The organism is Paenibacillus sp. cl123, from assembly GCF_900101595.1.
In the GTDB taxonomy this organism is placed as follows: Bacteria; Bacillota; Bacilli; order Paenibacillales; family NBRC-103111; genus Paenibacillus_G.
The window spans coordinates 50,558-74,927 of the sequence record NZ_FMYY01000020.1 but is presented as its reverse complement, the minus strand read 5'-3'; the positions used below and the strand labels follow the sequence as shown (position 1 = coordinate 74,927).

20 protein-coding genes are annotated in these 24,370 nt (G+C 52.8%); 10 read left to right on the top strand and 10 right to left on the bottom strand.

The annotated features are described in order from the left end of the window. Nucleotides 1-156: 156 nt before the first annotated feature. Nucleotides 157-360 (bottom strand): small acid-soluble spore protein SspI, encoded by a 204-nt coding sequence (sspI, locus tag BLR08_RS23750; protein WP_072336228.1) that lies wholly within the window; start codon nucleotides 358-360, stop codon nucleotides 157-159. A gap of 184 nt (nucleotides 361-544) precedes the next feature. Here sspI and BLR08_RS23745 point away from each other — a divergent pair, with 184 nt between their 5' ends. The 3 genes from BLR08_RS23745 to BLR08_RS23735 all read left to right on the top strand — a co-directional run bounded on the left by BLR08_RS23745 (nucleotide 545) and on the right by BLR08_RS23735 (nucleotide 4,539). Then, nucleotides 545-1,204 (top strand): potassium channel family protein, encoded by a 660-nt coding sequence (locus tag BLR08_RS23745; RefSeq protein ID WP_072336083.1) that lies wholly within the window; start codon nucleotides 545-547, stop codon nucleotides 1,202-1,204. Between the two features lie 43 nt (nucleotides 1,205-1,247). Then, entirely contained in the window at nucleotides 1,248-2,084 is an 837-nt protein-coding gene (locus BLR08_RS23740; RefSeq protein ID WP_072336080.1) for a TrmH family RNA methyltransferase, read from the top strand. Between the two features lie 208 nt (nucleotides 2,085-2,292). After that, on the top strand, nucleotides 2,293-4,539 hold the full coding sequence (locus BLR08_RS23735; RefSeq protein WP_256257760.1) for a helix-turn-helix domain-containing protein: 2,247 nt from the start codon (nucleotides 2,293-2,295) through the stop codon (nucleotides 4,537-4,539). A 13-nt stretch (nucleotides 4,540-4,552) separates the two neighbouring features. Here BLR08_RS23735 and BLR08_RS23730 read toward each other — a convergent pair whose 3' ends face one another. The 7 genes from BLR08_RS23730 to BLR08_RS23700 all read right to left on the bottom strand — a co-directional run bounded on the left by BLR08_RS23730 (nucleotide 4,553) and on the right by BLR08_RS23700 (nucleotide 12,590). Continuing rightward, nucleotides 4,553-5,416, bottom strand: coding sequence for a carbohydrate ABC transporter permease (locus BLR08_RS23730; protein ID WP_072336077.1), 864 nt, complete (start codon nucleotides 5,414-5,416; stop codon nucleotides 4,553-4,555). Nucleotides 5,417-5,428: 12 nt separating this feature from the next. Beyond that, nucleotides 5,429-6,352, bottom strand: a complete 924-nt coding sequence (locus BLR08_RS23725; RefSeq protein WP_072336223.1) for an ABC transporter permease — start codon at nucleotides 6,350-6,352, stop codon at nucleotides 5,429-5,431. A gap of 75 nt (nucleotides 6,353-6,427) precedes the next feature. After that, nucleotides 6,428-7,975 (bottom strand): extracellular solute-binding protein, encoded by a 1,548-nt coding sequence (locus tag BLR08_RS23720; RefSeq protein ID WP_072336074.1) that lies wholly within the window; start codon nucleotides 7,973-7,975, stop codon nucleotides 6,428-6,430. Nucleotides 7,976-8,209: 234 nt separating this feature from the next. Continuing rightward, nucleotides 8,210-10,096, bottom strand: coding sequence for an FtsX-like permease family protein (locus BLR08_RS23715; protein ID WP_072336071.1), 1,887 nt, complete (start codon nucleotides 10,094-10,096; stop codon nucleotides 8,210-8,212). Between the two features lie 25 nt (nucleotides 10,097-10,121). Further along, nucleotides 10,122-10,895, bottom strand: coding sequence for an ABC transporter ATP-binding protein (locus tag BLR08_RS23710; protein WP_072336068.1), 774 nt, complete (start codon nucleotides 10,893-10,895; stop codon nucleotides 10,122-10,124). Nucleotide 10,896: 1 nt separating this feature from the next. Then, on the bottom strand, nucleotides 10,897-11,892 hold the full coding sequence (locus tag BLR08_RS23705) for a sensor histidine kinase (RefSeq protein WP_072336065.1): 996 nt from the start codon (nucleotides 11,890-11,892) through the stop codon (nucleotides 10,897-10,899). Continuing rightward, on the bottom strand, nucleotides 11,889-12,590 hold the full coding sequence (locus BLR08_RS23700) for a response regulator transcription factor (RefSeq protein ID WP_072336062.1): 702 nt from the start codon (nucleotides 12,588-12,590) through the stop codon (nucleotides 11,889-11,891). Before BLR08_RS23700 ends, BLR08_RS23705 begins: the two co-directional genes overlap by 4 nt. Nucleotides 12,591-12,809: 219 nt before the next feature. Between BLR08_RS23700 and BLR08_RS23695 the strand changes: the two genes are divergently transcribed. After that, nucleotides 12,810-14,312: an alpha/beta hydrolase family protein gene (locus BLR08_RS23695; RefSeq protein ID WP_072336058.1), complete on the top strand. Its 1,503-nt coding sequence runs from the start codon at nucleotides 12,810-12,812 to the stop codon at nucleotides 14,310-14,312. Between the two features lie 78 nt (nucleotides 14,313-14,390). On the opposite strand, the gene BLR08_RS23690 is transcribed toward BLR08_RS23695, so the two are convergent. Next, a complete protein-coding gene (locus BLR08_RS23690; RefSeq protein ID WP_072336055.1) occupies nucleotides 14,391-16,400 on the bottom strand; it encodes a methyl-accepting chemotaxis protein in 2,010 nt (669 codons plus the stop codon). A gap of 314 nt (nucleotides 16,401-16,714) precedes the next feature. On the opposite strand from BLR08_RS23690, the gene BLR08_RS23685 reads away from it, so the two are divergent. The 6 genes from BLR08_RS23685 to BLR08_RS23660 all read left to right on the top strand — a co-directional run bounded on the left by BLR08_RS23685 (nucleotide 16,715) and on the right by BLR08_RS23660 (nucleotide 23,169). Further along, nucleotides 16,715-18,250, top strand: a complete 1,536-nt coding sequence (locus BLR08_RS23685) for a glycine betaine uptake BCCT transporter (RefSeq protein ID WP_072336220.1) — start codon at nucleotides 16,715-16,717, stop codon at nucleotides 18,248-18,250. A 529-nt stretch (nucleotides 18,251-18,779) separates the two neighbouring features. Further along, a complete protein-coding gene (ectA, locus tag BLR08_RS23680; protein ID WP_072336050.1) occupies nucleotides 18,780-19,292 on the top strand; it encodes a diaminobutyrate acetyltransferase in 513 nt (170 codons plus the stop codon). Nucleotides 19,293-19,328: 36 nt separating this feature from the next. Continuing rightward, entirely contained in the window at nucleotides 19,329-20,642 is a 1,314-nt protein-coding gene (gene ectB / locus BLR08_RS23675) for a diaminobutyrate--2-oxoglutarate transaminase (protein ID WP_072336046.1), read from the top strand. Between the two features lie 121 nt (nucleotides 20,643-20,763). Further along, nucleotides 20,764-21,093 carry a four-helix bundle copper-binding protein gene (locus BLR08_RS23670; RefSeq protein WP_072336043.1) on the top strand — a complete coding sequence of 110 codons (330 nt, stop codon included), beginning with the start codon at nucleotides 20,764-20,766 and terminating at the stop codon, nucleotides 21,091-21,093. 206 nt (nucleotides 21,094-21,299) lie between these two features. After that, the gene (locus tag BLR08_RS23665) at nucleotides 21,300-21,899 is read left to right on the top strand and encodes a TetR/AcrR family transcriptional regulator (RefSeq protein ID WP_072336040.1); all 600 of its coding nucleotides are present in this window, start codon (nucleotides 21,300-21,302) and stop codon (nucleotides 21,897-21,899) included. A 58-nt stretch (nucleotides 21,900-21,957) separates the two neighbouring features. Continuing rightward, nucleotides 21,958-23,169, top strand: coding sequence for an MFS transporter (locus tag BLR08_RS23660; RefSeq protein ID WP_072336037.1), 1,212 nt, complete (start codon nucleotides 21,958-21,960; stop codon nucleotides 23,167-23,169). A gap of 104 nt (nucleotides 23,170-23,273) precedes the next feature. Here the strand turns inward: BLR08_RS23660 and BLR08_RS23655 are convergent, their stop codons facing one another. Beyond that, the gene (locus BLR08_RS23655) at nucleotides 23,274-24,242 is read right to left on the bottom strand and encodes an SDR family oxidoreductase (RefSeq protein ID WP_072336034.1); all 969 of its coding nucleotides are present in this window, start codon (nucleotides 24,240-24,242) and stop codon (nucleotides 23,274-23,276) included. Nucleotides 24,243-24,370: the final 128 nt, after the last annotated feature.

The following is a 24,370-nucleotide window of genomic DNA, read 5'->3' as shown; positions in this document are numbered from 1 at the left end:
CTGGCTGGCCAGCAGGAACGTGACAGCGGGGATTGCGGCAGCTCGCTGCCGCAATTCCGCCGTGCGAGAAACGAGTTGATTTAAGCATGCGGCCGCATGGTTTTTGCCGGCTCTCCAGAGTCCGAAGCTGTTAAAAGGCTTAGGCGCCGGGCTTCCTTAAGCCAGATGCTCCTTAAGGGTCGTAATCATCTGGGATTGCTGCTCAGGAGCGCTATGCTTCCAGATGACTTCGAATAAAACGCCGAGACCCGGGAGCACGCGCTCCTCCCCGTCGATGGAGTCCTGGACGATATCGGTCAGCTCTTCCTGGTTTTTATCATGCATCCGTTGTACGATGGCTTGTCTTAAATTCAGGTTCATGGCATAGCTCCGCCTTTCGCTTATCATCATTGTCAACCTCTTATAATATGCTCCGATCGCCGCTCAATCATGCTCGCGGGTCCTGCTCCGGTGCAGTGGACTTCGCCTCGGCCCATTCTTTATAATACATAATAAGAAGTGGCGGTTCATGTCAATGGAATTCCGCGCATGAGGGGGAGTACGCATGAAAAAGCAATTTGCCGTTATCGGCATGGGAAGATTCGGATTCAGCGTCGCCAAGACGCTGGCTGGACTTGGCTTCGAGGTGCTGGCCATCGACAGCAGCGAGGAACGGATTCAGGAGGCTTCCCAGATTGTGACGCACGTCGTGCAGGCAGATTCGACGGATGAGGAAGCGATACGCGCGCTCGGGCTGCGTAATTTCGATGTGGTGGTCGTGGCGATCGGCCAAGATATTCAGGCGAGCATACTGACAACGATCATCGTCAAGGAGATCGGCGTGCCGAAAGTCGTGGTAAAGGCCCAAAGCGAGCTTCATGGCAGAGTATTGCGCAAGATCGGGGCGGATAAGGTGATCTATCCGGAGCGGGACATGGGCCAGCGGGTGGCGCATCATCTGATCGCCTCCAATATTATCGATCATATCGAGCTGTCCGAGGATTACAGCATCGTCGAGATTCAGGCTTCGCGGCAGATGGTCGGACGCAGCTTGAGACAGCTGGATATTCGGGCCAAATACGGCTGCAACGTGATGGGGATCAAGAGCGGAGAGCAGATGAATATCGCTCCTCATGCCGAGGATTTGATCCGGGAGGACGATGTGCTCGTTATTGTCGGGAAAAATGAAGACCTGCAGCATTTCGAACGCACCTTCGCGGAATAAATGACTGCCGCACACTAAGCAGTAGAATAGAGGGACTAACGCAGTGAGAGAATCTAAGCAAGCCGCTGAAATTATCAGCTCCGCACAAAATCCGCGCGTCAAGCAGTGGGCAGAGCTGCAAAGCCGCAAAGGCCGGGACAAAACGGGACGTTTCCTCATCGAAGGACTGCATCTGGTCGAAGAGGCGCTCGGGTCGGAGCTGATGCCGCCCGATACAATCGTTTACGCCGAGGATCGCAAGGCAAGCTGCGCTTCCTTGCTCGCGAAAGCGAGAGCCGCGGGCATCGAATGCGTGGCCGTATCGGAGTCGGTGCTGGCCAAATGCACCGATACGCTGACGCCACAGCCGGTATTTGCCGTCGTGCCGAAGCTGCCTTGGAGATTGTCCGATCTGCTCCAGACTAAGAGCGGAGCAACAGGCAAGGCGCTGGTCATCGCTATCGACGGCATGCAGGACCCGGGCAATCTGGGCACTATCATTCGCAGCGCGGATGCGGTCGGAGCTACGGGGATTGTACTCGGCAAGGGCACCGTCGATCTGTACAATCCCAAAACTGTCCGCTCGACGATGGGCTCACTGTTTCATCTGCCTATCGTCTCGGCCGACTTGACCGCATGTTTGCCTCAGGCGGCCGAAGCCGGCGTGCAGATCGTGGGCACGAGCCTGCAAGGAGCGGTCCCGCTGTATGACTGCGACCTGCGCCCGGCTACCTGGATCGTCATCGGCAACGAAGGACAAGGAGTGTCCGAGGCCGTCGGGCAGCTGGTCGAGCAGCATGTCATCATCCCTATGCAAGGACGGGCCGAATCGCTGAATGCGGCGATGGCGGCAACGGTTATGCTGTTTGAGGCTGCGCGGCAGCGGAGTGGCCAACCCTAAATAATTCCTGTCCACCAACACACTAAAGACTGGAAGATGCCCGGGCTAATCCCCAAGCATTATCCAGTCTTTTTCAAGCAGCCACTGTGGAGAAATATTGACCTCACTGCCCCCGCTTTGGACCGCTGGATTAAGCAGGCCTAAACGACAGGTTCGTCCTTTCGGCAGGACAATACCAGAAGAGAGCGCATCCAAAAGGAGACACAACGTGAACGTTTTATTCCCTACTATCCGGTTCAACTCTTTATTTTTCAAAATGCTAACGTATTTCCTGATTGTCATCATTCTGCTATCTTCCTACAATGTCTGGTCGTTCACCTTCTATACACGCAACGTCAGCACTGAAATCGTCAACTACAATCGAACGCTAATCCGCAACACGGTTGAAAGCTTCGAAACGCAGTTCAAGAACTGGAAGGGCAGGCTGCTGAATCTCCAGCATCACGAATATGTGCGGAACATTCAGCGGCAAGCCGACGAGAAAGGGAAACAAGGCATCGATTACCTTCAAGTCCAGAGCCTGGCTTCCACCATTCGCGAGCTCGTTAACCAGCCTTATTATCATCTGGTGAACGTGATGATTTACTACCGCAACCATTCCTTTCTCGTGGAGAAAGACGGCATCGTGAACGACGACCGGATGTTCGGCCACTATTATGTGAATCGGGACTACTCGCTTGAATACTGGAAGCATCCCGGTAACGATCCCCAGTTTCTCCAAACGGTTCCAAGCCGGGTGTTCATGGTGCGTCCGGACCTTGGCAACATGCTGCTCCTGCCGATCCGCACCAATGTAGCCGGAAGCCCTTACGAGGTCATCGCTTTTGTCGATATGAAAAAGTGGTACGAGTCCTATAAAGGGAAGCCGGGAAGCCAGTTTTTTCTTCTCGATGCGGACGGACGCCGGTTGTTCCAGTCGGATGGAGCCGACCCGGACCTGAAATTACCGGAATGGGATGGCGCCGCAGAGTGGGTGCTGCACGATGAAACCTACTACTTCTACGAGCGGGGAGTGGAATCGGGCTTCACCTATGTCACGGTCATTAAGCATGACGACCTGAACCGGAATATTAACCGGATGAACTGGATAGCCGTTGCGCTGTTTGCGGCTACTGTTCTGATCGGGATCAGTACCTCGCTGTTCTTCAGCCGCACCATCAATCAGCCGCTCAAGAACATCGTAACCGGCTTGACTGAAAGCGATGCGGTTCGATATAAAGGGAACATTGCGGAATTTAATGCGATCTCGGATCATTTACAGCAGCTCGGACAGGAACGCAAGCAGATCAAGGAATGGATGGATAGCGTGAAGCCGATGCTGACCAGCTATCATTACATGGCGCGGTTCAAAAAACTGAAGATCGACGCCCAGGACGCCCAGCAGCTCTATGCCGGAGACGGCGCATTTATGATCCTGGTTCACCAGATCCGGTACCGTCATTTGGAGGGCCAGCTGCCTTCGGATCTGACTTCCCGTATCCTTGGCCAAATCCAGGAGATCATTCGGCGGACGATCGGCTCGGAATTCCCGCTGTCTCACACCTTCCAAATGGAGACCCATCAAATTCTTTCTATCGTGTATACAAGCGAGAAGTCCAATCAGCTCAAGCAAAGTCTCGCCAAGCTGAAGCAAATCTATGATCACGACTCCGACTATTATCTGGTGACGATTAGCGTCTCCTCCTTATTCCAGCAATCCGCCGACTTCGACCAAGCCTATGCCGAGGCTCTCTCCTTGGTCCGGCAAGCGAGACCGGTGGAAGAAACGCAGATTATCTGGGAGAAGGAGCAGGTAACGGAGGTCGTCGGATTCACCACCGAGCAGGAGCAGGAGTTTTACGTCAATTTGCAGGCAGGCAACGAAAACGAATGCCGGCAGCTTATCCAGCGAGCTATCGAAGAGCTCACCCGGCAGGGGGCAACGACTGAACAGCTGGAGCGTTTCGCCGATTACACAGTCAGCCGCATCCGCCGAACGGTCAAGCTGCTGAAGATTACCCACGAATGGAGCGCAGAGCTTGATCCTCTGCTCGCTCACAGCGTCACGCCGGATCAATACCGGGAGGCGCTTCAACAGTTTGCCGCTGAGGCAGCCGGGGCGATCCAGCTCAAGCGGGAAGAAAACTATGACATCATCCAGTATGTCATCCGCTTTATCGATACCCATTACGCCGAGGATATTTCGCTGGACATGCTGGCCCATAAACTCAACATGTCGCCAGCTTACTTGTCCGGCTATATTAAGGAGAAAACCGGCCGCAACTTCAGCGACCAGCTCAACTCCCTGCGCATTGCCAAAGCCAAAGAGCTGCTGTCCGGAACGAACCTGCCGATTCAGGAGGTCGGCAACCGCATCGGATACCGTAACGTCACTTCCTTTATCCGCATGTACAAAAAAGAAACCGGCCAGACACCCGGAGATTACCGGAAAACGCTTCTCCGGAACAGCGAGTGACTGGACGGCTTCGTTAGCCTTTTACAGAGCCAATCAAGGCTCCTTTGACAAAATATTTCTGAATGAACGGGTAAACCAGAAGGATCGGAAGCGTCGACACCATGATGGTGGTGAATTTCAGGGCCTCGTCCATAATGACCATGTCCCCGACCGCCGGTCCTTCGGAGCCTGTAAACTGTCCGGCCAAGACAATGTTGCGCAGGATAACCTGAAGAGGCTGCAAATCGGCATCCCGCAAGTACAAGAGCGGCCCCATGAAGTTGTTCCATGTACCCACTGCATAATACAGTCCGATGGTGGCAAGAACCGGCTTGGACAGCGGCAGAACAATCCGGAAGAAAATCCCGATCTCCGACAAGCCGTCCATTTTCCCCGATTCCTCCAGCTCCTGCGGCATGCCCATGAAGAAGGTTCGCATGATTAATAAATTCCACGTCCCCACCGCTCCGGGCAGCACCATTCCCCAAATCGTATTAATTAAACCGAGCTCTTTGACGACCAGAAAGGTCGGAATCATCCCCCCGCTGAAAAACATCGTGAAAACGATCAGCAGAAGTATCGGCTTACATAGCACCATTCTCGTCTTGGACAGCGAGTAAGCTCCGAGCGCCGTTACCAGCAGGGAAATCGCCGTCCCGAGGGTCACGTAGATTAATGTATTCTTGTAGCCCTTCAGCACCCGTCCGTCTTCGAATACATACTGATACATATCGACCGTCAAGCCCTTTGGCCAGAGCCACACCTCTCCCTTGGCGATGGCCGCCGGCTCGCTAAGGGAGATGGCGAGCATATAGACGAACGGATACAGGCAAGCTGCCGTAACACCGAAGAGCAGAACGGTATTCACCAAGTCAAACGCGTTGTAGCGCTGCTTCATACTTTCCCCCCTCTACCAAATGCTGCTTCCGCTTACCTTGCGGCTGAACGCATTCGCCGCAATGATAAAGATAAAGCTGATCACCCCGGTGAACAAATCGATAGCTGTCGCATAGCTGTAGTTCCCCTGAGCCATACCGACTCGGTACACATAAGTCGATATGATATCGGCTGTTTCGTAGGTAGCAGGCGTGGCGAGCAGATATACCTTTTCGAACCCGATCTCCAGAATTTTTCCAATATCCAGAATGAGAATGATGACGATCGCCGGGGCGATGCCCGGAAGCGTAATATGGATCATCTGCTTCCACCGGTTGGCCCCGTCCATCCGGGCCGCTTCGTAGAGCTGGGGATCTATCGCCGTTAGGGCGGCAAGGTAAATGATCGTTCCCCAGCCGACATGCTGCCAAATATCCGTCGACACGTAAATGGTACGGAACCAGGAGGACTCCACCAAAAAATTGATCCGTTCCAGGCCAGAACGCTCCAAAATCTGATTCACGATCCCGCCGCTCGGCGACAGGAACGTGACGGCAATACCCGCTACCACCACATTCGAAATGAAATGCGGCAGGTAGCTGACCGTTTGGACGAAACGCTTGAGGAAGGACTTGCGGACTTCGTTAATCATCAGCGCCAGGATAATCGGAGCCGGGAACCCGAAGACAAGCTTATACAAGCCGAGCAGAAACGTATTGCGGATAACCGGCCAGAAATCGCGGCTGCTGATAAACATCTGGAAGTATTTCAATCCGGCCCAATCGCTTTCCAGCACACCTTTATACAGGTTGTAGTTTTTAAACGCAATGACGATCCCGAAGATCGGTGTATATTTGAAGACCAGGTAATACAGCAGGCAGGGCAGCAATAGAAGCAGCAAATACCGGTCCCGCTTGAGCTTGCGGACAAACGTCAAATCACGGGTCTTAGACGGCAACGGACCGGTTGTCGTTCTCGATGAAACCTGCAAGTAAAATAACCCCCTTTTGTGTCAAGAACCGCTGCTGCTGAGTTACTTGGCCTCGTTCAAGAACTTCAGTGTGCGGTCATGGGCGCCCTTGTGAACATCGAGTACCTTCTGAACGCCAAGCTGGTTCGATTCCTTCACATACGCATCCCATTCGTCCAGGCTCTTCTGGCCCAAAATAAATTTGGCTACCTGCTCCTCGCGATATTTCTTCACCGTAGCCCCCACCATGCTAAGCACTTCATTCTCCTCGTTCGTATAAGAAAGCCTAGGCTGAGCCTTTGTTTCGTGGTTCCCGATCTTCTTCATGGCCTCCCGCATCTTGGGCGAGTACAGGGAATCATAAGCCTTCATATCCAGCACGAAGTGCGCGCCGGTGGTCGCAAGACCGGTCTTCTTTCTCAAGTCGCCGAACTCCTTGTAATCCTCATTGAACTTGCGCACGCCATTCTCCGTCTTGAAGGTTTCCCCTTCCTTGCCCCACGTTACCAGCTCAATTCCTTCCTCAGAGAAAAGGAAATCCACGTATTTCAACAGCAGATCGCGCTCTTTGGACTTGGAAGCAATCGCAAATCCGTCGCCCATGAAGCCGGCTAACATATTCTGGGACTTGCCTTCGGGCGACCCGACGGGCGGGTTCATGTAATCGAGGCTGAACGCCGAAGCCTTTTCGCCAAGTGTTAAAGGAAGCTCATCCATAATGCCGATATAATCGCTCGCAATGAAAGCCTTGTTCTGCAGCAGCAGGTCGTTAAACTGCTTGCGCTTATGGGCCATGAAGTCAGGAGCGACCAGGCCTTCTTTATAAAATCTGTTCATATAAGAAACCATGAGCTTGTAGTTGTCCTCAGTCGGGCCATAGCGCCATTCCTTCTTGGCTTCATCATAGTAAAAGTCGCTGTGCGTGCCGAAAGCCGGAGCCATATTAATGAGCGGGCTGAGTCCGTTAAAGACGGCGAGCGGATAGCTGTCGGGATAGAGCTCCTTGAGCTTCTTGGCAACCGTATAGAGCTCATCGTAGGTGGTAGGCGGCTTCAGGTCATGCTTCTTGAACACATCGTCCCGGTAAAGCCAGGAACGGCGAGACTGCTGCTCGAGTCCGTACAAGGGCAGGAAGTAGTTTTTTCCGTCTGGTGACAGGATCGACGCCTTCACTTCCGGGTGTTCGTCCAGAAACTTCTTATAATTGGGCATTTGGTCGAGATGGTCGAAGAAATTGATGAACGCTCCGCTTTCTCCATGCGTGTTGGCAGCGGATAGGCTGTTCACCATCATCAGATCGGGAACCTCTCCGGACGAAATGGCGAGGTTCATCGTTGTCGAGTAGTCGTTCATGACCGGCTGAACCTTGAAGGAGATGCCCGTCTTTTCCTTCAGATAGCGATAAACCGGCCAATCCTCCTTATAAGGCCAGTTCGTATGCGAGAAGGTCATCATGTTCAAGGTTACCTCTTTTTGCCCGAGAACAACCCCGTCTTCCTTCGCGTCGCTGCTGGAGCCGGGCTTCTCCCCCTGGGAACATCCGGCTAACAACCCGCCCGTTACGGCTGTGGCCAGCGCTATTTTTCCAACCTTATTTTTCCAATTGCTCATTACCTTTTTCTCTCCTTTTACTGGATCATTAGGGTCATGCTCGGCAAGGGACGACTGATTCCGAGCCTCAGCCTCTCCCTGTTTCCCACGAATTGATTGTATCCCCCGTTTCCCTGGGCATCTATATACATTCCTTCCCGTTGCTGGCCGAAATTGAGTTTCTGAAAAAGTGGCAATGATATGAGAAATTGATAATTATCATTGCCTATTGTTCGGTGATATGCCGAAAATGAATCAATTAAACCGCACCGAATCCTTCAAATGCTTTAAATAACGGGCGCGGATCAGTAGGAAGTAGAGGAATTGCGCGGCAAGGAAAACGATGCAGACCTTGACGGCCGAATGAGTCACCGGCGCATGGAGCAGGTTATGCAGCGCGTAGAGCGCAACCGAGCTGTGGATGAACGCGACGGCAAGCGGCATGAAAAACAACAGCGCCATCTGCAGATTCGCCACCTTCTCCAGCTCCTTGTCAGTCAACCCGAGCTTCGTGAGGGAACGGTACTTCTGCTTGTCATCGTTCAGGTCGGTAAACAGCCGGAAATATAGAAAGCTTCCCGAGGCAATAAAAAATAGGCAGCTGACAAACAGCCCGACGAACAGCATCAGATTATAGGTCCGTTTCATCTGTTCCTCCAGATAGGCAGGAGATGCGAACCCATAATCGGAGTTTTGCGCATCTCCGAGCTGCCCGGCGATGGCTGCTCCCGTGTCTGCCGTTGAATCGGCGCTGTCCGTAGCGTACACGGTTAGAAGCTGTTCATGTTGCGGCTTGCCCAAGGAATCAAGCATCCGATCCTGAACGATCAGCAGCGGTTCATCGCCAAGGGGAGGCGTGACCGCCTTTCCGACGGTTTGGGTCATGGCGAGTGTGACGGATGTTCCCTTTACCGACCACTCCTGATCCGGAAAAGGCCGGTTTTTCATGGTCCAGATGGCCGCGGCTTCATTTCCCTGCAGCGACAGTGCCGGGTAATCCAAGGCTTGGGCAAGCTTGGTATAATCGGACAAGCGGATGAAGTTCAGGGGTTGTCCCTTTATCGAATCGAAGTTCGCTATACGGACAGCCAATTTATTATAACGAATGCCCCGTTTTTCGAGCGCTTGTTCGATTATTTTCGTTTGAAAGGCTGCCTGTCCGGCATTGCCGGTCGTTTGGATGTAACTGTAGGCGAACGGGTACGCATCCGAGACTTGCTTGTGAATGGTAGTCAGAAATCCCAACAAGCCGCCCATGGCGCAGATGGCGGCTGTCGAAACGATCGTCACGAGAAAGAACATATGGGCGTTGTCCTTCAGGCGGTAAACCATGTCGGAGAGAACGAGCACATTCGTTTTGCGCAAAAAGACAGAGCGGTTGCTTCGTAAAGTGTGAATTACAAACACGCTCAACTGGGTGTACAGTAAGTAGGTGCCGATGATGACCAGGACCGTGACCGGCAAAAGAGCGAAAACGACCGTGACGCCTTTCACCAGGAACGATATGACGTATCCGGCAAGAAGAAGGCAGCACGCTGCAACGGAAAGAAAAACGGATGATTTAGGCTCCGGTTTCGGTTTGGCGCTGCCTTTCAGCAGATCGATCGGCTTGCTGGCCCGCACGAATGCGGCAGTGAATACGGAGATGACGAGGAATAACAGCATGAATGCGGACAACGTGAGCAGAATGGCTTTGCCTGGCATATAGTACGGCAGCGGGCTCATCCGCATCGCATCGGCCCCGATCATCATAAATAGCTTGGCGAACAGCATGCCGGCGGCAAGACCTGACACTATGGAAGCGAAGCCGATCGTCATGCTTTCGATAAAGGCGATCTGCCGCAGCTGATTGCAGGTCATGCCATGCACGATAAGCACGCCGAATTCCCGTTTGCGGGATTTCAGGAAGGCACTGACGGAATACAATACGAAGAAGATGGAGAACGCATAGACGATATATGCCGCAGCTTTCATAGCCTGAAACGCCGACCAGTTGAAACCGGAATTTTTAAGGGCAGGGTGAAAAATAAATAGTGCATAAATGAAAAAGATCATCACCGAAAACGTGCTGCTCAGAAAAAAAGCGGCATACGTTCGTTTGTTCCGGCTAACATTGCGGAAGGCAAGTTGTCGCAACGTCATTTATTGACCCTCCCGGAAACCCCTCTTATTTAACGCGAAACGGTGAAAGCTCATGTGCATTCCCTCCCATCAACGACAGCATATCGATAATCTGTTGAAAGAAGGCCTGCCGGTTGTTCCCCCGGTGAACTTCATTATAGAGCCGGCCGTCCTTGATAAATACGACCCGGTGACAGTAGCTGGCCGCGAGAGCGTCATGGGTGACGAGCAGCATGGTCGTATGGTCGGTGTGGTTGAGGGTCTCCATCGTTTCCATGACATCGCGTGAGGATTTGGAATCGAGGTTTCCCGTCGGCTCATCGGCCAGCAGCAGGGAAGGGGAATGAATGATAGCCCTTGCGATGGCTGCCCTCTGCCGCTGCCCTCCCGACACTTCATAGGTTCGTTTATTGAGAATGGGGGTGATGCTGAGTTTTTCGGCCACCAGCTGAAGCTTGGCGTCCATCTCCTGCACGCTTTTCCCGTCAAGCGTAAGAGGGAGAATGATATTTTCCCCGATGGTCAGCGTATCCAGCAAATTAAAATCCTGGAAGACAAAACCCAGCTTCCGTCTGCGGAACAGGGCCAACTCGTGGCTGGACAACAAATGAGGGTTTTCCCCATGAATCAGCACTTCCCCGGATGTAGGCGTATCGATGGTGGATATGACATTCAGCAGCGTTGTTTTGCCGCTGCCTGAAGGACCCATAATGCCGACAAACTCGCCTTTCTCGACCACGAGGTTCATGTCGCTCATCGCCCTATACGCGATGCTGCCCTCATAAACTTTTGCCAGATTGCGCACGATTAACATATCCATGTCAAAGCATTTTTCCTTTCGCGATTCCCATCCATATACGTACTGCTGTTCCTTGTCCCGGCTCGGATTCAAGCTCGAGGCGATGGTCAAGCCGCGAGGCGATCTCGCGAACCAGATAGAGCCCCATGCCGGTGGATTCGCCGAACCGCCTCCCGTTTTCCCCTGTAAAATACGCGTCGAACACCCGCTTGATGTCCTGTGCCGGAATTCCGGCGCCGTTGTCCCGAATCTCCAGAACGGCTTGCTGTCCGCGCACATCGGAGGTAATCATGACACGGCTGCTTGCGCCGGCCGAATACCGTACCGCGTTGGTGATTAATTGTCCGAGTGCGAAGGCAAGCCACTTCTCGTCGGACATGACCGTCAATCGGTCATCCACCTGAATTTCCGGGAATACCTTATTGCGGATAAATAAATTTTTGTGTTCGGCCGCCACTTTCCCGACCAGCAGACGAAGATTCACCGGCTCCGCCACGAAATCCTGCGCGAACGCATCCAATCGTGAGGTATACAGCACGGTGTCAAGCCCCTTCTTCAGCTTGTCTATTTCCTCTCGCATGCTGTCGAAGAAAGGGTCGGCTTCTTTCTGAACCGCAAGATGCATAACGGATAGCGGGGTTTTCATCTGATGCACCCATTGATTGATAAAGGTGATGTGATCGTTCAGCTTCTTCCGGTATTGCTGGAGATCGTTCTGATAAAGCCGATACTTCTGCTGGAGCAAATGCCCAAGCGCATCCGCGAGCGGTGCGTTCCCGATAAATTCGCCCGATTCGTCAATCGACACAAGAGGCCGGGTCAGTCTCCGATAAAATTGAAAATGGCGGATATAACGGTATGTCAAGTAACAAGCGAACAAGGCCGTATTGACCAGGCAGATGTACGCAAGATCGAAGGAATTTCGGAAACCGGATAAGCGGCACATATACACCGTCAGCAGAAGCTGCCCGGCATACATAAACACCAGCGGAACATGCTCTCTCCAAAACAGCCTCATGGCTCCTCCCTCCAGCAAGGCCGCAGCTTATACCCGGCTCCCCGCACGGTTTCCAACGCTTCTTCAATGCCGAGCTCGGATAATTTTTTGCGGATGCGCGTGATATTGACATTAAGCGTGTTGTCGTCAACTAACGGCTCACCGTCCCACAGCTTGTCCAGAAGCCAATCGCGGCTGACCACCTTGGAGCTGCTTTCCATCAATATTTCCATCAGCAAGGATTCCTTATGACTGAGATCAATGGTTTTGCCGGATAAAGTCAGCTCAAGTCTTTCGGGATACAACACGAGTCCCGAGCATTCCACGATCCGTTCTCTCTTGCTCGGGGCGTAGGAGCCGTAAGCGCGGCGAAGCTGGCTCTTGATCTTGGCCATGACCACTTCATAATCGAAGGGCTTGGCAATATAATCGTCCGCTCCGTTTTCCAGCGCCATGATCTGCTCCATCTTGCCGTCGCGGGCGGAGATAAACAGAATCGGGCAGGTGGAGACGGTTCGGATTTGCCTGCACCAGTAGTAGCCGTCATAACGGGGCAGATTGACGTCCAGCAGCACGAGATCCGGACGAATGTCCTGGAACGTCTCCATCACCCGGTCGAACTCCCGGACCGCTTCAGCCTGGTACCCGTACTTCTCCATATAGGATTGAAGCAGCTGCGCCAGCTTAAGATCGTCTTCTACAATCAGAATACTAGACATTGGAATGGGCTCCTTTTCAGAAGAGCGAGATGTAATCTATTATAACCTTCAGCGGCACTCTTTCAAGGTGGATAGAAACCGGTTGACGAGTCCTCCCATACCGCAAGATCGGATTACAAAGCTGTAAGGCAGATGTAAGGCAAATCGATAGCTTAGGCCAGCCTGGCAGGATAAAATGGGAACCAATGAACCTAGAAACGGGTTGAAAGGAGAATCGGGATGAGGCTGTTTGAGCTGTTGCTGTTTTTGTCGAACATCGGCTTGTTTGCACTAACCGTCCTATTAACAAAGGGACGGCGCAAAATTCCGATCTTTGCTGCAAGCGGGATCGCCACACTTTTACTGATCATTCATGGGGCGGTGGAAGGATTCCGATGGCAGCTGTTTTTCGTATATGGCCTAACGATCATTTTTTTAGCCATTTCAAGCTACAGCTATTTTAAAAAATCCGAACCCCCAAAACTCCCGCGATTCATGTTGGGTTCAGCTTATGCCGCTATAGCGGCAATGCTGGCCGCAACAGCGGGTCTCCTGTATGTTTTTCCTGTAAGTGAACTGCCTGAGCCGACAGGCGAATTTAAGGTGGGCACGCAAACCTTTCATTTCGTGGATACCAACCGAGAAGAGATTTTCGGCGAAACCAGGGACGGTAAAAGAGAATTGATGGTTCAGGTATGGTATCCGGCCCAAGCCGGCACCGGCAAGTACGCTCCCTTTATTCCCGATACCCGGATTTTGCGTTATATGGCGGCGAACTATGGCCTTCCGGGGTTTACTTTTCAACACCTGAAGTACGTGTCCGCTCATGCTTATTCGGGAGCTGAAGTTTCTGCGGCACAGACTTCCTATCCGCTGATTCTGGCGAATCCCGGCTTCGGCTCTTCCCGGTTCCTCCACACGTCCCAAGCCGAAAATCTCGCGAGTCACGGATATATCGTGGCCGTGATCGACCACACCTACAATACATTTGCAACCGAGTTCCCTGACGGTCGAATCACCACCAGCACAACCAATGATTTATTTTCGCCAGACCATGATTACCGGACAGAACGCGAAAGTCGCGACAAGCTGGGAAAAGTGTTAACCGACGATGTGGCGTTTGCGCTGGACCAATTTGAGCTCATCCAATCGGGGCAGATGCCAAGCCGTCTAACCGGAAGAATGGATCTCGGTCGTGTGGGGGTGTTCGGGCATTCCATCGGCGGAGCGACGGCCTATGACGCTTCTTATGACCCGCGAATCGCGGCCGGCATAGACTTGGACGGAGGGCTTTATCGACTGCGCGACAGAGAGGAGCTGGGCAAGCCGTTTTTGTTCATCCAATCGGAAAGTAATTTTGAAAAATTAGAAATGGTAAAAAATAACCGGGTCTACACGGATGTTGAGCTTAAAAGCATGGGCTCGACAAGAGAGTGGGAGGATCAAGTCACGGAGGATAAAAAGCGGGAGCTTGAACGGATGCGCGAAGCGGTGGGCGCTGGGGGACAAGTCCTCTATATCGACAATGCGGAGCATTTGAATTTTACCGACGTGCAGTTTATTTCTCCGATTTTCAACATGCTGGGCGTTACAGGGAAGCTGGCGCCCGAAAGAGCGAGCTCCGTTATCAATGCCTATATGCTGGATTTCTTCGATAGGTATCTGAAAAACCAAGGCGGGAGCCTAATGAAAGGACCGGATAGCCGCTTTCCGGAGATGAAGTTTGCAGCCTCGCTCTTCTAAATGACGGTGCTGGAGCATCGCCCGGCCTAGGTCCGAGTTTCCTGACATAAGGAGAACTCGAACCTGCAAGGCTTAGATTTATTTGAGCCTAAACTTGCCTACCATTTCTTGAAGCTCGCCCGCCGTAACGCTAAGCGATTCGGAGGAGCTCGAAATCTCCTCCATCGAACGATATTGATCCGTCATGGCTTGCGAAACTTTCTCCAGTTGGGAGGAGGCCCCTTTTACGATGCCGGCGACCTCTTGCATAGAAGCGGCAACCTGCTCGGTTCCGGCCGAGATTTGCTCCGAAGAAGCGGATATATCATGGATTTGATCATTCACGCTTTGGATAGCTTCGGTAATCCGGTTAAAGGTTTGTCCTACTTGTTCTACCCGTTGCACACCGGATGCAACCTCGGCCATGCCGTGGTTCATGGAGGTGGAGGCTTTGCCGATAGCCTGCAGCACTTCATTGATCGTATCCGCTATCTCTTTGGTGGCGGCGCCCGTTTGCTCAGCCAGCTTCTTGACTTCTCCCGCCACTACCGCAAAGCCGCGGCCATGCTCACCTGCTCTGGCCGCTTCGATAGAAGCGTTCAGCGCCAATAAGTTCGTTTGGCCCGAAATATCAAATATGAGCTGAACGGTTTGATGAATGGCTTGAGATTTCTCTTCCAGGGACCGGATCGTTTCAGCGGTACCTTCAACAGACTGGGTCACCTGATTCATTTGAGCTACGGCAACTCGTACTTCCTCATTGCCTCTGTTGACTTCTTCCACGGCTGTAACGGCAGCTTCAGAAACCCCGGAAGCGGAGCTGGCGATTTTCTGAATGCCTGTTGACATTTCATCCATAGCGATGCTCGTCTGCTCCAATGCCTCCGCCTGGGTCTCAGAGCCCTGCGCCACGAAACCGATAGACTGGGAAATTTGTTCGGAAGTTTGTGTCGATTCCTCGGCAATGGCAGTGAGTTCTTCCGAGGAGGAGGCTAATTGTTCCGCGGTTTCCGCAACCTTTCCGATCAAGTCGCGCAGACTGTCTGTCATCACTTGAATGTGAGTCCCAAGCTGGCCGACCTCATCCTTGCTCTTCAGGATAAGAGTGCTGCCTGACAAGTTGCCGCTTGCTATCTGCTTGACCCGTTCGGTTACCTTCTTAATCGGCTTTGCGATCGTTCCGCTCACATAAATGGCTAAAGCTACGACAACGACGGCGGCAATGCTCATGATCAGGATCATGTTCAATTGAATGGACTTTGAGCTTTTCAGGACTTCATCCATCTTGATGCTATAGAAGAGACTGTAGCCTGTTTCCTGGATCGGTCCATAGGCAATTAAATATTCTACGCCAGCTTCGGTAAGAGCTGTAGTGCCCAGTTCTTTTTTCTCATTTTTCAAAATGGATTTGTAAGCTTCGCTATACGAGGTTTCATCGATTGACTTGCCAAGAACATCTTTGTCGGAGCTGTGCTGTAAAGTCTGGCGTTCATCCACCAGTGTGATATTGATGCTTGCATCCTCGTTTTGCAGAAAATTGTAGGTCAGCGATTCGAAGTTTACTGTTGCGTACATCAAGCCGATCACATTGCCATTGCCGGCTTTGATAGGAGAGGCGATAACAATAACCCGGTTCCCGGTGGATTTGGAGTTTAAAACATTTGAATAGGAAGTCTCGCCGCGCATTCCTTTACCAAAGTAATCGCGATCCTTGAGGTTGACTCCTAACGAAGTATCCGATGAGCCGGCTATCACAATCCCGTCAGGTCCTGCTACACCTACCGATTCGTAAACGTCGGATTGCGCTTTGATCAGTTTTAAATAGGGAGTCATCCGGGCAGGCTGGAGTGATTGGATGGTTTCCGTCTTAGCCGCCAATTCAATTTCACTCATACGGCGATCCAGCCATTCATCCATGCCTTGCGTCTTACTCTCGATAAGGCTGCGGAACGATTCTTGCTGCTTCCTGACCAGCTCCTGCGAGCTTTGGCTGTAGGTTAGCATAGAGGAGGCAACTAACGGAACGAGGGCGACAAGCAAAAACCATATTAATAGTTTGATTCTAATGGATTTCGATACATAGCTTATTTTTTCTCTAAACATACTCATCCGAATAACGACCTCTCTGTTTGACCGTAATTGTTAAAGCGTGAATTTCAATTAGTTTCACTTCGCGAAGCGAAAATAAGCTATTTCAAACCTTCATTATTTTGACTCGATGCTTCACACATAACTGACTTCACTCCTTGTCTTATTATGTTGGTAAATGTCGATTTATGTCCGAGAACATATGAATAGTTTATCGGCAGGTTATGTGCAAAATGTTACAATTCGCCCATACGAAACCCATCCATATGCTACCGCCGCGAATAACTCCGAAATAAACAGGAAAAAGTATGAAAAAACGTCCTGCGGAGGAGCTTATGGTATTTGGTATAGCTTTGGCTGTTATTGCGGCATTTGTGTTATGGGGCATTTTCAATCCGGAGGGCTTGGCCGAGCAAGCGAATCAATTTCTTGTATTCACAACGGGTAAATTCGGATGGCTGTATTTGTTTGCCGCACTGGGGTTTCTTGTTTTTGTCATTTATTTGGCATTCAGCAAATACGGGCGCATTCGGCTCGGCGATGACGACGATGAGCCGGAGTATTCCGATATAAGCTGGTTCTCTATGCTGTTCAGTGCCGGTATGGGCATCGGCCTGGTGTTTTGGGGCGTGGCCGAGCCGATTTCCCATTACGCCTCCCCGCCTCAGGAAGCGACAGGCCAGACCGCCGAAGCCGCCAGATTGGCGATGCGGTACGCTTTTTTTCACTGGGGCCTGCATCCTTGGGCGATTTATTCCATCGTGGGGGTGACGCTCGCTTATTTCCAATACCGTAAAAAGAAATCTGCGCTCATCAGCCAAACCTTCTATCCGTTGCTTGGAGAGAGGGTGAACGGACCGCTCGGCAAAACGATCGATATTTTGGCTATTATTGCTACAGTTTTCGGTGTAGCTACCTCCTTGGGACTCGGTACGCTGCAGATCAACGGCGGCCTGGGGTTTCTATGGGGCATTCCGAATCAGGCCGGCGTCCAGAGCGGGATATTGATTGTGCTTACGATTCTGTATATGGTTTCGGCGACTACAGGATTGGATAAGGGGATCAAGCTGCTCAGCAACGCCAATCTGATGGTGGCGGCAGGGCTGCTGCTCTGCACCTTCATTCTGGGTCCGACGATTTTTATGCTCGATACGTTTACTATGACTATCGGAGGCTATCTGCAAAATCTGATTCAAATGAGTCTGCGGCTGACACCGTTCACGCAAGGCAGCTGGGTGAATGAATGGACGTTGTTCTACTGGGCTTGGTGGATTGCTTGGGCGCCGTTCGTAGGCATGTTCATCGCCAGAGTTTCCCGCGGGCGCACGATCAAGGAGTTTGTTTTAGGCGTGCTGTTTATCCCCAGTTTGTTCAGCTTTATCTGGTTTTCCGTATTTGGCGGCACGGGCTTGCATCAGCAGCTGCTTGGCGGGATAAATTTGGTCGAGGCTGTAGGCAAGGATGTCACCTCGGTCTTATTTATATCGCTCTCCCAGCTTCCCGGCGGTATGGTGCTGGCCTTTCTGGCTACGCTGCTGACCGTCACCTTCTTTGTGACCTCGGCTGACTCGGCGACCTACGTACTCGGCATGTTTTCCAGTGGAGGCAGCCTGGACCCTTCCTTGAAAATCAAAGTGGCCTGGGGGCTCGCCCAGGCCGCCATTGCCTTTGTGCTGCTGCTCAGCCACGGCCTTGAGGCTTTGCAAACGGCCTCGATCGTGACAGCATTGCCCTTTGCCGTCATTATGGCGTTTATGTGCATGGCGCTGATTCGCTCGCTGCGGGCGGAAGCCCGGCAGCTTCGCAAGCAGGAGCTGGAATTCCGCAGAGCAGTCGAGGAGCTGGTAGGGCGCCGGCTTAAGGGAGAATAGCGGTTGTTGGAATAAAATGGGCCGTCCCGATCCGCAAATTATAGTTTGATGTCATAAATTGACATGTAGTTGCCTGAGGGACGGCTTATGGAACATGTACCGGGTCGCTTGAGAGCTTGAGTCATTAACATACTTGATATGGAAAGAAAACCGCCGTTTTGACCAGTATACGGTATGATCCGGAAGGAAAAAGGAGGATCGGTCCTGTAATCTCCCCTAAGCCCAAGAGGGCAGGGATTATCTGGAAGTATCCTCCGTGAGCCCAAATGACACCCCTCACAGAACTATGCTAGCATTATACGTGTTCGTGCGAACGAGTGCTTTAGAAAGGCCATGGTGCCGCTGGAACAGGGAGGCGTCGCTGCTGTTTCTATCGCTGCTCCCATCAGTCGCCGGCTGCGGTCCGACGGTCAATTGACGGGAGAAGCCGTAGAAATTGCTCGCGCCGTGCTGAATCGCACAGGGTTATGGAGACGGCAAGCCTTCCCGAAGCGGTGCCGATCACCCGAGGAAGGGAGAGAAGTTGCCTATGACAAGGGAAAGCATCAGCTGCCGCAAGCCGCAGAAGGAAGACGGCGCCGCAGTGTGGCGGCTGGTGAAAGAAACGGGTACGCTCGATTTGAATTCCGTGTATTGCTATATCTTATTATGTGATTACTTCAAGGAAACCTGCGTCATTGCGGAGGCGGATGGCGAAATCGCGGGTTTTGTTTCCGCTTTCCGCCCGCCGGAGCATCCGGACCGTCTTTTTGTATGGCAGATTGCCGTCTCGCCGGGCAAGCAGCGCAGAGGGATCGGGCGGATGCTGCTGCAAGAGCTGCTGTCGCGAGTGGAGCCCGATACGATCCGTCATATCGAAGCGACCATCAGTCCGTCGAACGCGGCGTCGCGCGCCTTGTTTTTGAGCTTGGCGAAGCGGGAAAAACTGGAGTGCCACTGGTCGGCAGGCTACCGGACATCGTTATTCCCGGCGGAGCAGGCGCATGAGGAGGAGCTGTTATACAAGCTGGGGCCGCTTTCTGATCAGTCGGCTGTCCGATAGACAATGTACGCAAACGATAACCAGGGAGGTCAATCTATGAAAACGCAAAGGATGGAAATGCCGTCCATGGACGTATTTAACCGGCTGGAGTCAGAAGTCCGCAGCTATTGCCGGAGCTTTACGACGGTATTTACAAAAGCCAAAAACGCCAAGCTGTGGGACAAAAGCGGAAACGAATACATTGATTTCTTCGCTGGAGCGGGTGCGCTTAATTACGGACACAATAACGAACGAATTCGTGAGGCGCTCGTCGATTATTTGCTGAGCGACGGCGTGACGCATAGTCTCGATATGGCCACTGCGGCCAAGGAAAAGTTTCTGGCGGCGTTTAACGACATTATTCTGAAGCCGAGAGGGCTTGATTATAAGGTGATGTTTCCCGGCCCTACCGGGACAAACGCGGTAGAAAGCGCGCTGAAAATCGCCCGCAAGGTGACAGGCAGGAAATCGGTCATTTCCTTCACCAACGCGTTTCACGGGATGACGCTGGGCTCCCTGGCTCTGACGGGCAACAGCGCTAAGCGAAAAGGAGCGGGCGTCGAGCTCGGTCATTCCGTATTCATGCCCTATGACGGCTATATGGGCAAAGGGCTTGATACGGTCGCCTATATGGAGAAGCTGCTCGACGATCCCGGGAGCGGCGTCGATCTGCCGGCTGCCGTTATTCTGGAAACGGTACAGGGTGAAGGGGGGCTGCAGGTCGCAAGCGGAACGTGGCTGAAGAAGGTGGAGACACTCTGCCGCAAGCGGGGAATCCTGCTCATCGTCGACGATATCCAGATGGGCTGCGGCCGAACGGGGACCTTTTTCAGCTTTGACGGCATCGGCATCGAGCCGGATATCGTATGCCTGTCCAAGTCCATTGGCGGTTACGGCCTGCCTATGGCGCTGACGCTGATGAAGCCGGAGATCGATCAATGGAATCCGGGCGAGCATAACGGCACGTTCCGCGGCAACAACCTCGGATTTGTGGCGGCGGCTAAGGCGCTGGAGTACTGGCGGACGGCGGAGCTGCAGCGTGAGACGGAGAGCAAGAGCAAGCTGATCCGGACGACGCTGGAGAAGCTGGCGCAGCGGTTCCCGGAGCTTGAAGGGGAGATTCGCGGCAAAGGATTCATACAAGGCATGGCCTTCAAACAAGAGGGGCTTGCGGAGGAGCTATGCGGTATCGTTTTTGGCAAAGGGCTGATTATGGAAACATCCGGTCCCCGCAGCGAGGTCGCCAAGCTGATGCCGCCGCTGACCATCGAGGTGAAGGTGCTTGAGAAGGGCTTGCAGCTGCTTGCCGAAGGCATGGAGCAGCTGGCGGCCAGGCAAGCGAGAGGCCGGATATCGCCTGTGGCGCTGTAAATTGAACTTGGGGAGCTGCCGGTAGTCGAGCCAGCTGCCGGGGATGAAACGCTGATCGAGTAATAAAAAGAAATAGTGGGTAATAGAAGGAGGATGAACTACCTAAAGGAGTGATTCAGCGATGTCCCACGAGCAAATTCAAGCTTGCATCGATGAATGCATCCGTTGCATGCAGGCTTGCAATCACTGTTACAAGGCGTGCCTAAATGAAGAACATATAGGTATGATGAAGGAATGCATTCGATTGGACCGGGAATGTGCGGAAATTTGCGCTTTCGCGGCACAGGCCATGTCCCTGAATAGTTCCTATGCGCCGGATATTTGCCGTATATGCGCGGACATCTGCGAAGCATGCGGCAATGAATGCCGTAAACACCATCATGAACATTGCCGGCATTGTGCGGAGGCTTGTTTTTCTTGCGCGAAGGCTTGCAGATCTATGGCGGCCTGAATGCCGCTGCTCCGAAACATGAATGAGGAAAAAACACGCTGCCGATATCGAGCAGCGTGTTTTTTCTGTTGGACTCTACAAACCTACAAGGAGGACAGGCAGCAAGGCTTGCAAAGATCGATCTCCCGGCTTATAATACTGAATGAATGTTCAGTATTGTGATTGCCCCTAGAAGAGCTTGTCATTCCGAAGGCGGTGAAGCAGGTGTGAATAAAAAGCAGCAGCAAACCGAGCAGACCAAGAAAAAGATAGCCGATGCGGCAAGGTCGATGTTTGCTCAAAAAGGCTATAAAGCAACGTCCATTGAAGATATTGTGAAAGCGACCGGCTGCAGCGCCGGCAACATCTATTACCATTTCAAGAGCAAGGAAGGGCTTTTTCTATACTTAATCGAAGATTGGAACAGGGAATGGGATCAAACATGGCTGGTCAAGGAAAAGCAGTATGCTACTACAATCGATAAGCTGTATGGCATGGCCGAATATTTGGCGCTTGATCAACTGAGTCATCCGCTGACGAAGGCGGCCAATGAATTTTTCAACAATTCGGAGAAGGCCCCGGATGTGGAGGAGCGCATCCATGTGATCGTCCAAGGGTATATTGACTTTAACCGGCAGCTGCTTCAGCAGGGAATTGATAACCAGGAGTTAGAGGCTGCGAATGTGTCCGGCTTGGCCATTATTTTGGACAGTCTGCTGTTCGGGTTAAATCAGCATAGCCGGAGAATGGAACGGGAGGAAACGCTGGCGGCATATCGGTTGGCTATGGACGTGTTTCTTCATGGCATCGCCAAATCAACCCGCTAGCTTTTTTTTGCCATTATCCTGAATAAATATTCAGTAATATAAGTGTGGAGGAATTAACATGGCTTTATTAACAAAAAATCGGGGAGCTTTGCTGATCCTCATGTTCAATCTGCTGCTGGTTTTCTCAGGCATCGGGCTAGTGATTCCTATCATGCCCAAGTTTATGGAAAGTCTGGGCATTACCGGGGGAACGATCGGTCTGCTGGTTGCCGCTTTTTCGCTCACGCAGCTTTTGTGCTCGCCGTGGGCCGGCCGGTTAACCGATTCCTTCGGCAGAAAAAAGATGATTGTCATCGGCTTAGTCGTGTTCGCCGTCTCCGAAGGGTTGTTCGGGGTGGCCAGTTCATCGGGTCTGCTGTTTGTTTCCAGGCTGATGGGCGGCGTCAGCGCAGCTATGATTATGCCGGCCGTCATGGCTTACGCGGCAGACATCACCACGCCGGAAGAACGCGCGACCGGGATGGGGTATATTACAGCGGCCATTACGACCGGCTTTGTCATCGGCCCGGGCATCGGCGGTTATATCGCCGAGTTTGGCATCCGCGTGCCTTTTTACGCTGCGGCCGCCGCGGGGATTGTTGCGGCTGTCATGACCTTGTTTATCCTGCGGGAATCGCTCCCGTCGCCGGCAGCTGCATCCGATACCCCGGCGCCTGAACCGGAGGAACGGAAAAGCTTGCTTGGGCAATTGAGGTCCGCTTATAAAGAGCCTTATTTTCTGAGCTTGATTATCGTTTTTGTTATGTCGTTTGGACTGGCCAATTTTGAAACGGTCTTTGGACTGTTTGTGGATCACAAATTCGGCTTCGAGCCCAAGGATATCGCCTTTATCATCACGTTTGGGTCTATAGCGGGCGCTGTTGTTCAGGTGACGGCCTTCAGCTGGATATTGAAGCGTTTCGGAGAGCGGCGCGTCATTTCGCTCTGTCTGCTTTTTGCCGGCTTGTTTATTTTGCTGACGCTGTTCGTTCACCGGTTCTGGATGATTTTCGCCGTGACCTTTATCGTATTTTTGGCAATCGATATATTGCGGCCGGCCATCAGTACGCAGATGTCGATGGTGGCCAAAGATCAGCAGGGCTATGTGGCCGGCCTGAACTCGGCTTTTACGAGTCTGGGCAACATCGCCGGGCCGATTGCAGCTGGATTTTTATTCGATTTGGATATCAATTACCCGTATACGCTCGCTTGCCTGGTCTTGCTTATGTGCTTCGCCTTATCGGTCAAGGGCAAGAAGCGACGCCTGCGGAATGCCCAGGTATCCTCATGACCCGATCAAATGGAATTCACCTAAAAAGCCGATTCGATCTTATGTCGAATCGGCTTTGTTTTCGCTTGGCAGGAGCAGAGCCAAGACTGGGCGACCCGCCGTCTTCACGAGTTCGTCGATTGTCCGCCGTCTACATGCAGCACCTGTCCCGTAACGTAACGGGAGTCGTCGGAGGCGAGGTAGACGAACGTCGGCGCGACCTCGAACGGCTGGCCCGGCCTCTCCAGCATCGTGTCCGCTCCGAAGACGGCGACGCGATCGGCCGAGAAGCTGGATGGAATCAGCGGCGTCCAGATCGGACCGGGGGCGATCGCATTCACCCGGATGCCCTGCTTGGCGAGGTTGCGCGCGAGCGCCCGGGTGAAGCCGACATTGGCCGCCTTGGTCGCGGTATAATCGAGCAAATACGGCTCGCCGACGTAGGTGACCACGGAAGCGGTGTTGATGATGGAGCTGCCGGGCTTCAGATGAGGGAGAGCGGCGCGCGTCGTGTAGAAGTGGGAGTAAATATTGACCTTGAACGTATTGTCGAACTGTTCATCCGTAATATCCAGCAGGCTGGCCTGCTGGAATTGGATGCCCACATGATTGCAGAGCACATCCAGCTTGCCGAACGTATGCACCGTGCGCTCTACGATGGCTGCGCAGTGGTTTTTGTCGCGCACATCGCCCGGCAGCGTCAGGCAGCGTCTGCCCAGCTCCTCGATCCGCCGTTTCGTCCGTTCGGCGTCCTCGTGCTCATCCAGGTAGGCGATGGCCACATCGGCGCCTTCCTTGGCGAAGGCGATAGCTGCGGCAGCTCCCATCCCGCTGTCTCCGCCGGTGATCAGCGCGGCCTTGCCGGCCAGCTTGCCGCTGCCTTGATAATGCGGGTTCTCGATAATCGGTAGCGGGACCATGAGCGATTCCGCGCCCGGCTGGCGCAGCTGACGCTGCTCGGGCACCGCCAGCGGGATTTCCTCATAGCGGGTAATTTTTCCGTAATTGGGGTAGAGCGGGTAGCCACCCTCATCTTTGTGCTGATCGAACAGCTGCTGGTAGCCTTGAATGCCGAGCCCCTGATTTTCGTTCATGGCCGTCTTGCCTCCTCATGTACGTTTCTTACAGAGTATGGGCGCTGGGCGTTTGTTGTGCTCCCTGATAAAATAAATGCGCCGCGTAAACAGGTACTGGCTCATCCGTGCAAGCAGGGCATAGGCTG